The sequence below is a fragment of the Streptosporangium sp. NPDC049376 genome (assembly GCF_044466505.1).
GTDB lineage: Bacteria > Actinomycetota > Actinomycetes > Streptosporangiales > Streptosporangiaceae > Streptosporangium.
The window spans coordinates 1-7,918 of the sequence record NZ_JBITMT010000044.1; the positions used below are offsets into that span (position 1 = coordinate 1).

Sequence of the window (7,918 nt, forward strand, 5' to 3'; positions counted from 1 at the left end):
TGCGATACATCCGCCCACCTGACCCGCCATACGGACAGGCCACGAACCGCTCAGCCGTCAGACCAGGCCTGCCGGCATACCCACGGGCCAGGCCCGAACCGGCGATGTACAGCTCGCCCGCGACCCCGTCCGGGACCGGCCGCAGGGCCTCGTCCAGCACGTAGAGACGCATGTTGTCCAGCGGGCGGCCGATGGGCACCGAAGCCTGGGGAGCCGAGGACTCGTCCATGCGATGGCAGGTGGCGAAGGTCGTGGTCTCGGTCGGGCCGTACCCGTCGACCACCGTCAACCCGGGACACCGCTCCAGCACCCGCCGAACCGAGGCCGCAGAGACCACGTCGCCGCCGGTCCACACCTGCCGAACCGCCGCGAAACACTCCGGCGCCTCCTGCGCCACCAGGTTGAACAACCCCGCCGTCAACCACAGCGCGTCCACCCCACCACCGGACAACAACCGGACGAAATCAGCCGTGGCGAGCTGCCCCGGCGGCGCCACGACCACCCGGCCGCCCGACAGCAACGGCACCCACAGCTCGTAGGTCGAGGCGTCGAACGCGGTCGGCGAGTGCAGCAGCACACTCCTGGAGGTGATCCCGTCGAAGCAGCGGCTGTGGGCCAGGTCGATCACGTTCTGGTGGGTGATCGTGATGCCCTTGGGCGTCCCGGTCGATCCTGAGGTGAACATGACGTAGGCGGCGTGTTCTGGCCGGGTCGTGTCCGGTGGGGCCGTGACGGGCATCGGGGTCGTGGGTGGGGTGACGGTCAGGGTGGTGATGTGGAGATCGTGGGTGGTGTCGGTGAGCAGGAGGGTGGTGCCCGCGTCGGTCAGGATCCGCTGGAGGCGTTCGGTGGGTTGCCGGGGGTCGAGGGGGAGGTAGGCGGCTCCTGCCTTGAGGATGCCGAGGATCGCGACGACCAGGGCGGGCGAGCGGTCCATGAGCAACGCGACCGGCATGTCCTGCCGGGCGCCCGCCTCGATGATCCGATGGGCCAGGTGGTTGGCGTTCGCGTCGAGGTCGGCGTAGGTGAGGTGGGTGTCGCCGGAGACGACGGCCACGGCGTCGGGGGTCCTGGCGGCCTGTTCGGAGAACAGCCGGTGCAGGGTGGAGACGACCTGCGGGGCGGCGGTGTCGTTCCGGGTGACCAGCAGCAGTTCCCGCTCCTGGTCGCAGAGCACGTCGATGGCGCCGACCGCCAGTTCGGGGTCGTCGGCCACCGCCCGCAGCACCCGGACCAGCCGCTCCGTCAGGGTGGTGGCGGTGTGGTGGTCGAACAGGTCGGTGGCGTACTCCAGCAGGCCGGTCAGGCCGTCTCCGGTTTCGGTGAAGGAGAAGGACAGGTCGAACTTGGCGACGTCCAGGTCGAAGGGATACTCCCGGCAGGCCAGTCCGGCGAACTCCTCAGGAAGCGGGGTCTGGCTGTCCAGGGTGACGGCGGTCTGGAACAACGGATGCCTGGCCGGGACCCGCTCCGGATTGAGATGCTCAACCAGCCGCTCGAACGGCACATCCTGATGGGTGTAGGCGTCCAGATTCGCCGTACGAACCCGGCCCAGCAACTCGGCGAAGGTCGGATTCCCCGACAGATCCGTCCGCAGGACGAGGGTGTTGACGAAGAAGCCCACCAGGTCGTTGAGCGCCTCATCGGTACGTCCGGCCGTCGGGGTACCGAGCGGGATGTCGGTTCCGGCTCCGAGGCGGCTGTAGAGGGTCGCGACGGCGGCCTGCAACAGCATGAACAGGCTGACCTGCCGCTCGGCCGCCACCCGGACCAGCCGCCCATGCAACTCCGCGTCCAGCCCGAACCCGGCCACCCCACCCCGATGACTCGGCACGGCAGGCCTGGCCCGGTCATACGGCAACGCCAACTCCTCCGGCATCCCCTCCAGTGCGTTGCGCCAGTGGGCGAGCTGCTCATCCTGGACGGTGTCGAGGAGGTCGCGCTGCCAGAGGGCGTAGTCGGCGTACTGCACCGGCAGCGGCGCCCAGTCAGGGGAGTCCCCGGCTAATCGTGCCTGGTAGGCGACGGCCAAGTCGTCGAACAGCGGCCGCAGCGACCAGCCGTCCCCGGCGATGTGGTGCAGCAGCAGGACCAGCACGTGCTCGTCCGCGCCGTACGACAGCAACCAGGCCCGCAACGGCAACTCGGCCGAGATGTCGAAGACCCCGACTGCCAGTTCCTCCACGACCGCCCGCGCCTGTTCGTCGTCGGCGCAGTCCCGAACGTTCAGCGTCAGCCGGGCGTCCTCAAGCACCTTCTGGTACGGCACGCCGTCCACCGAGGGGAAGACCGTCCGCAGTGCCTCGTGCCTGGTCACCACGTCGGCCAGCGCCGCGTCGAGCGCCGAGGTGTCCACGGGGCCGCATAGCCGTACGGCCAGAGGCGTGTTGTAGAGGGCGCTGGGTCCTTCCAGCTGTTCGATGAACCACAGGCGTTGCTGGGCGAAGGACAGCGGGACGTGCTGGGGCCGGGTCATGGCGGTCAGGGCGGGCCGTACGGTACCGGCCTGCTCGGTGGCCAGGTACCGTTCCAACCTGGCCACGTCCGGGTTCTGGAAGAGTGCTCTGATCGGCAGCTCGACTCCGAGGACGGTGCGGATCCGGCTGACCAGCTTGGTCGCGAGCAGCGAGTGCCCACCCAGGTCGAAGAAGCCGTCGTCGACCCCGACCCGCTCAACGTCGAGGATCTCGGCGAACAGGCCGCAGAGGATCTCCTCCCGGGGAGTGCGCGGCTCGCGGCCCTCGGACGTGCTGAGATCGGGGGCGGGCAGCGCGCGGCGGTCGATCTTGCCGTTGGCCGTGACCGGCAGGGCGTCGAGAACCACCACGAACGGCACCATGTAGGCCGGCAGCCGGGCGCCCACGTACTCGCGCACTCCCTCTGGGACGGTGTCCCCGGTGACGTAGGCCACCAGCCGCTTGTCGCCGGGACGGTCCTCCCGGACGATCACCAGGGCCTGCCGTACCGAGGGATGCTCCGCGACGACGACCTCGATCTCACCTGGTTCGATGCGGAAGCCACGGATCTTCACCTGGTCGTCGGTACGGCCGACGAACTCAATCTCCCCTGAGGCGTTCCAGCGGACCAGGTCCCCGGTGCGGTACATCCGCCCGCCGTACGGGCAGGCGACGAAGCGTTCGGCGGTCAGGTCCGGCCTGCCGACGTAGCCTCGGGCCAGGCCTTCGCCCGCGAGGTAGAGTTCGCCCGCGATCCCGGCCGGGACCGGTTGCAGCGCCTCGTCCAGGATGTAGGCCCGCATATTGTCCATGGGGCCGCCGATCGGCGGAACCGCCTGGTAGGCGAACGGGCGCCGCACCGGGTGGCAGGTGGCGAAGGTCGTGGTCTCGGTGGGACCGTACACGTGGACGAAGGCCAGGTCCGGGCAGCGTTCGACGGCCCGGCGCATCGCGGTGACCGATCCGGCCTCGCCGCCGCTCCACACCTCCCGCACCCCCGCCAGGGGACGCGACTCGTGCTCGGCCAGCAGATTGAACAACGCCGTGGTGAAGAACGCCGCCGTCGGCCGCCGTTCGATCAGCAGCGTGGACATGGCGTCCAGGTCGAGCTCGCCCGGCGGTGCCACGACCACCTGACCGCCGGAGAGCAGCGGCACCCACAGCTCGTAGGTCGAGGCGTCGAAGGCCAGAGGAGAGTGGACCAGCACCCGGCGGTGTTCCTCCTTGCGGAACCGGCCGTCGGCGGCCAGCGCCACCACGTTCCTGTGGGTGACGGCCACGCCCTTCGGCACCCCTGTGGACCCCGAGGTGAACATGACGTACGCCAGCTGATCCTGATAAATGGGCATATTTTGCCCGGTGGGTTCTACGTCCGGTTCGTTGAGCAGGGTGGCGACGTCGAGCACCGTCATGTCGCCCGGGAACGTCACCCGCCGGGCGGTCTCGTCACCCAGGACCAGGTGAGCCCCGCTCTGCCGCAGGATCACCTCGATGCGCGAGGCCGGATAGCGAGGATCGAGCGGAACGTACACGCCTCCCGCCTTGAGCACCCCCAGGACGGCGATCACCGCCTCGAAGGAACGCTCCAGGAAGAGCACCACCGGGGTCTCCCTGGTCACCCCCTCGGTCGTCAGGCGCCGCGCCAGCCGCTCGGCGCGAGCGTCGAGTTCCGCGTAGGTCAGCGTCCGCTCGTCCTGGTTGAGCGCGACCGCGTCCGGGGTGCGTGCGACCTGCTCGGCGAACAGTTCGGGAATGCTTCCCCCGGCCACCGGACCGGCGGTCTCGTTCCACTCGTCCAGGATCTCGGCCCGCTCCTCGGGGGCGAGCACGTCGATGGCGGCGATCGGCAGGTCCGGGTCGTGGGCGACGGCCAGCAGTACCCGCAGGAGTCGTTCGGTCAGGGTGGTGGCGGTGTGGTGGTCGAACAGGTCGGTGGCGTACTCCAGCAGACCGGTCAGCCCATCGGGAGTCTCGGTGAAGGAGAAGGACAGGTCGAACTTGGCGATGTCCAGGTCGAAGGGATACTCCCGGCAGGCCAGTCCGGCGAACTCCTCAGGAAGCGGGGTCTGGCTGTCCAGGGTGACGGCGGTCTGGAACAACGGATGCCTGGCCGGGACCCGCTCCGGATTGAGATGCTCAACCAGCCGCTCGAACGGCACATCCTGATGGGTGTAGGCGTCCAGATTCGCCGTACGAACCCGGCCCAGCAACTCGGCGAAGGTCGGATTCCCCGACAGATCCGTCCGCAGGACGAGGGTGTTGACGAAGAAGCCCACCAGGTCGTTGAGCGCCTCATCGGTACGTCCGGCCGTGGGGGTGCCGAGCGGGATGTCGGTTCCGGCTCCGAGGCGGCTGTAGAGGGTCGCGACGGCGGCCTGCAACAGCATGAACAGGCTGACCTGCCGCTCGGCCGCCACCCGGACCAGCCGCCCATGCAACTCCGCGTCCAGCCCGAACCCGGCCACCCCACCCCGATGACTCGGCACGGCAGGCCTGGCCCGGTCATACGGCAGCGCCAACTCCTCCGGCACCCCGTCCAACGCACCCTGCCAGTAGGCGAGCTGCTCATCCTGAACGGTTTCGAGAAGGTCCTGCTGCCACAGCACGTAGTCGGCGTACTGCACCGGCAACGGCTCCTGGATCGGGAGCCGCCCGGCCAGCCGCGCCTCGTAGGCCGTCTCCAGATCGACGAAGAGCGGGCCCACCGACCAGCCGTCGCTGACGATGTGGTGCAGCAGCAGGACCAGCACGTGCTCATCGGCGCCACGCGACAGCAACCAGGCCCGCACCGGCAACTCGGTCGAGATGTCGAAGACGTACCCCGCCGCCCGCTCGACCGCCCGCCGCACCTCGGCGTCGTCCGCGCAGGTCAGCACCTCAAGCACCGGCCGGGCCCCGGCCTCCCGGATCTCCTGGTACGGCCCGGCGTCAGAGGAGACGAAGACCGTGCGGAGCACCTCGTGCCTGGTCAGCAGGTCCCCGAGGGCGGCCTCCAAGGCTCCGGCGTCGATCCGGCCGCCGAGCCGCAGCACGAGCGGCGTGTTGTACAGGGCGCTCGGCCCCTCAAGCTGTTCGATGAACCACAGGCGCTGCTGCGCGTAGGAAAGCGGAATCATGGTCTTCCTCCGACGGAGATCACGGGCTGCTCAGCGCCTGGGCCGCAACGCGGGCCTGGCCGGGCCGGACTTGGGGAGTTCGTCGACGACACCGGCGACGGTGGGGGCGTTGAACAGGGAGCGGATCGGCAACTCGGCGCCGAGAACGGTGCGGATGCGGCTGACCAGCTTTGTGGCGAGCAGCGAGTGTCCGCCCAGGTCGAAGAAGCCGTCGTCGATGCCCACCCGTTCGAGGCCGAGGACCTCGGCGAACAGGCCGCACAGGATCTCCTCCCGCGGGGTGCGCGGGCCACGACCACCGGCCGTGCCGAAGTCGGGTGCGGGCAGCGCGCGCCGGTCGATCTTGCCGTTGGCCGTGACGGGCAGGGCGTCCAGGACCATCACCGTCGGCACCATGTAGGCGGGCAACCGGGCGGCGACGTGCTCACGCACCTGTTCGGGGACGGCCTCCCCGGTGACGTAGGCGACCAGGCGTTTGTCTCCCGGCCGGTCCTCACGGGCGACCACGACCGCCTGCCGTACCGAGGGGTGCTCACCGGTCACGGCCTCGATCTCGGCGAGTTCGACCCGGAAGCCACGGATCTTCACCTGGTCGTCGGTACGGCCGACGAACTCGATCTCCCCGGAGGCGTTCCAGCGGACGACGTCCCCGGTGCGGTACATCCGCCCGCCGTACGGGCAGGCCACGAACCGCTCAGCCGTCAGACCGGGCCTGCCCACGTAACCGCGGGCCAGGCCGGTGCCCGCGATGTACAGCTCGCCCGCGACGCCGGCCGGGACCGGCCGCAGTCCCTCGTCCAGCACGTAGACGCGGGTGTTGTCCATCGGGCGGCCGATGGACAGCCGCCCCGGCCCGGCATCGAGCTGGGTCACGCAGAGCGTCGTCTCGGTCGGGCCGTACAGGATCCGGATCGTGACGCCGGGGTTCGCCTCGCGCACCCGGCGCACCGCGGCGGGCGAGACCACGTCGCCTCCGGTCAGCACCTCCCGCACCCCCGCGAAGGCGTCGGGGTCCTCCTCGGCGATCACCCGGAACAGACCGGCCGTGACGTGGACGTGGGTGAGGTCGTGCCGTCCGACCAGGGCACGGATCTCGGCCGCGTCCACGTTGCCCGCCGGCGCGACGACCACCTGGCCGCCGGAGAGCAGCGGTACCCACAGCTCGTAGGTGGAGGCGTCGAACGCGTGCGGCGCGTGGAACAGGATCCGCTGTTCGTACGGCTGCCGCCAGCACCTGTCCATCACCAGGTCGATCACGTTCTGGTGGGTGATCGTGATGCCCTTGGGCGTCCCGGTCGATCCTGAGGTGAACATGACGTAGGCGGCGTGTTCTGGCCGGGTCGTGTCCGGTGGGGCCGTGACGGGCATCGGGGTCGTGGGTGGGGTGACGGTCAGGGTGGTGACGTGGAGATCGTGGGTGGTGTCGGTGAGCAGGAGGGTGGTGCCCGCGTCGGTCAGGATCCGCTGGAGGCGTTCGGTGGGTTGCCGGGGATCGAGGGGGAGGTAGGCGGCTCCTGCCTTGAGGATGCCGAGGATCGCGACGACCAGGGCGGGCGAGCGGTCCATGAGCAACGCGACCGGGGTGTCCGGTGCCAGGTCTTGGCCGATCAGGGTGTGGGCGAGGTGGTTGGCATGGGTGTCGAGGTCGGCGTAGGTGAGGTGGGTGTCGCCGGAGACGACGGCCACGGCGTCGGGGGTCCTGGCGGCCTGTTCGGAGAACAGCCGGTGCAGGGTCGAGACGACCTGCGGGACGGCGGTGTCGTTCCACCCGGTCACCAGTAGCTCCCGCTCCTGCGGAGCCAGGATCTCCAGGGTGGCGACGTGCTGTCCGGGGTCGTCGGCCACCGCCCGCAGCACCCGGACCAGCCTTTCGGCCAGCGTTGTCACGGTGCCGTGGTCGAACAGGTCGCAGGAATACTCGATCATGCCGGTCAGGCCGTCGCCGGTCTCGGCGAAGTTGAAGGCCAGGTCGAACTTTGCGACGTCCAGGTCGAAGGGATACTCCCCGCACTCCAGCCCGGCGAACTCCTCCGGCAGCGGGGTCTGGCTGTTCATCGCGATGAGGGTCTGGAAGAGCGGGTGCCTGGCCGGGACCCGCTCGGGGTTGAGGTGCTCAACCAGCCGCTCGAAGGGCACGTCCTGGTGGGTGTAGGCGTCCAGGTTGGTCGTACGGACCCGGTCGAGCAGTTCGGTGAAGGTCGGGTTTCCCGACAGGTCGGTGCGCAGGACGAGGGTGTTGACGAAGAAGCCCACCAGGTCGTCGAGTGCCTCGTCGGTGCGTCCGGCCGTGGGGGTGCCGAGCGGGATGTCGGTTCCGGCTCCGAGGCGGCTGTAGAGGGTCGCGAC

At 69.7% G+C, this 7,918-nt stretch carries 2 protein-coding genes; both read right to left on the bottom strand.

All coding sequences use genetic code 11. From position 1 onward, the window contains the following. On the bottom strand, positions 1–5,572 hold a 5,572-nt coding region (locus ACIBVQ_RS40435), incomplete at its 3' end, for an amino acid adenylation domain-containing protein (protein ID WP_399184247.1). A 30-nt stretch (positions 5,573–5,602) separates the two neighbouring features. Next, positions 5,603–7,918, bottom strand: a 2,316-nt coding sequence (locus tag ACIBVQ_RS40440) for an amino acid adenylation domain-containing protein (RefSeq protein ID WP_399184249.1), incomplete at its 5' end; no start/stop codon positions are given.